Below are 1,230 nucleotides of genomic sequence, written 5' to 3'. Positions count from 1 at the left end.
CGACAACACCATCAAAGAAAGACTGAAAAAATTGGAGTGAGATAAGACTTTATAAATATGCAGTCTGTACAATTCAAAATACTAGGTTTCGCATTAATACTTTTTATTGTCGTTTGGGCCTTACTAACCATTAATGCGAGCAAAGGATTGAACAAAGCTGTTTTTAATGCAGAATCGATTGATAGCATTGTGATATCCGGCCCAAAATATAATTACATGCTAGATTCAATCTCTGACATTTCGGCTATATCAAATCAACTCAGAATGGCTACTAGAATTTATCCTGACAGAACAAATATCAATACGAACTTCACAGATTTATACTTCTATTTGAATAACAAAGAAGATATAGAAAGAGTAAGAATTAACGATAACGTTTACAATGGAATATTAATTGAGGCTAACAACCACTATTATAAAAATGACAGCCTTGCTTTTTTGATCGCTAAATTTTCAAAGCATGTTAGTCATTAAACTTATTTGTCATATCCAATACTGAAATCCCTGCCGGCAGCAGGAATACTTTGTTATTGATTATAGAAATAGAATCAACCTTAAATGCTTCAGTATGCTGAACATTATTAGCGGACTCAACAATAATCTTCATTGGAATATTTTTCCATGTCAAAATTTCGCCTTTGACTTTTAGATTTTCATTTGTGAATAAAAATTTAGAGCAAGGCACTGATAGAAATTCTTCTATCCCTTTCGGCACAACCTCAAACCCTCTGGCGTGAGCATTGGAAATTCCGCGCAACCTGATCACTAATTTCCGTGCCAAACTGATCACTGGTTTCCGAGCAAAATAAATATTACTTTTCTGCGTCAATCTGACCACGTTTGATGCATAAAACCGGACAATGATGATTGATATTATTGAAGACCAACAAAAAAAATAACATTTTAAACACTAAAGTGACTGTAACTATTAGTGGTCAGTTTACTCCGGAATAAAGTGGTCAACCAGGGTGGATTATCCACTAGAGCGGCTTTTTTGTTGAATTTCCAACTGTCAACTGTTGACTGACTTCAATAAACATCCTTTAAAAGGAAAGTCGAGGACACTCCATACTTATTTTTCATCTTTTCATATTCATCTTTTTCCATAGGTCCGAGGACTGCTTTGCTTTTCTTAACTATTATCCAATAGTAAATAAAATCTCGCCCTTTGCTATATATCACACCATCATCATGCATTACATCATTATGATTACTTGGCTTTTGTTCTGC

The 1,230-nt window shown here is 34.1% G+C and carries 3 protein-coding genes; 1 reads left to right on the top strand and 2 read right to left on the bottom strand.

From position 1 onward, the window contains the following. Positions 1 to 57: 57 nt before the first annotated feature. Positions 58 to 474 (top strand): hypothetical protein, encoded by a 417-nt coding sequence (locus HY58_RS18470; protein ID WP_039135665.1) that lies wholly within the window; start codon positions 58 to 60, stop codon positions 472 to 474. Here HY58_RS18470 and HY58_RS18465 read toward each other — a convergent pair. Together HY58_RS18465 and HY58_RS19790 are read right to left on the bottom strand one after the other, a co-directional pair. Next, positions 464 to 829: a hypothetical protein gene (locus HY58_RS18465; protein ID WP_039135663.1), complete on the bottom strand. Its 366-nt coding sequence runs from the start codon at positions 827 to 829 to the stop codon at positions 464 to 466. The genes HY58_RS18470 and HY58_RS18465 overlap by 11 nt on opposite strands. Positions 830 to 1,029: 200 nt before the next feature. Continuing rightward, a partial coding sequence (locus HY58_RS19790; protein ID WP_039135662.1) for a hypothetical protein occupies positions 1,030 to 1,230 on the bottom strand: 201 nt, incomplete at its 5' end.

The sequence above is a fragment of the Flavihumibacter sp. ZG627 genome (genome assembly GCF_000814325.1).
In the GTDB taxonomy this organism is placed as follows: domain Bacteria; phylum Bacteroidota; class Bacteroidia; order Chitinophagales; family Chitinophagaceae; genus Flavihumibacter.
This window is presented reverse-complemented; position numbering and strand designations above follow the sequence as displayed.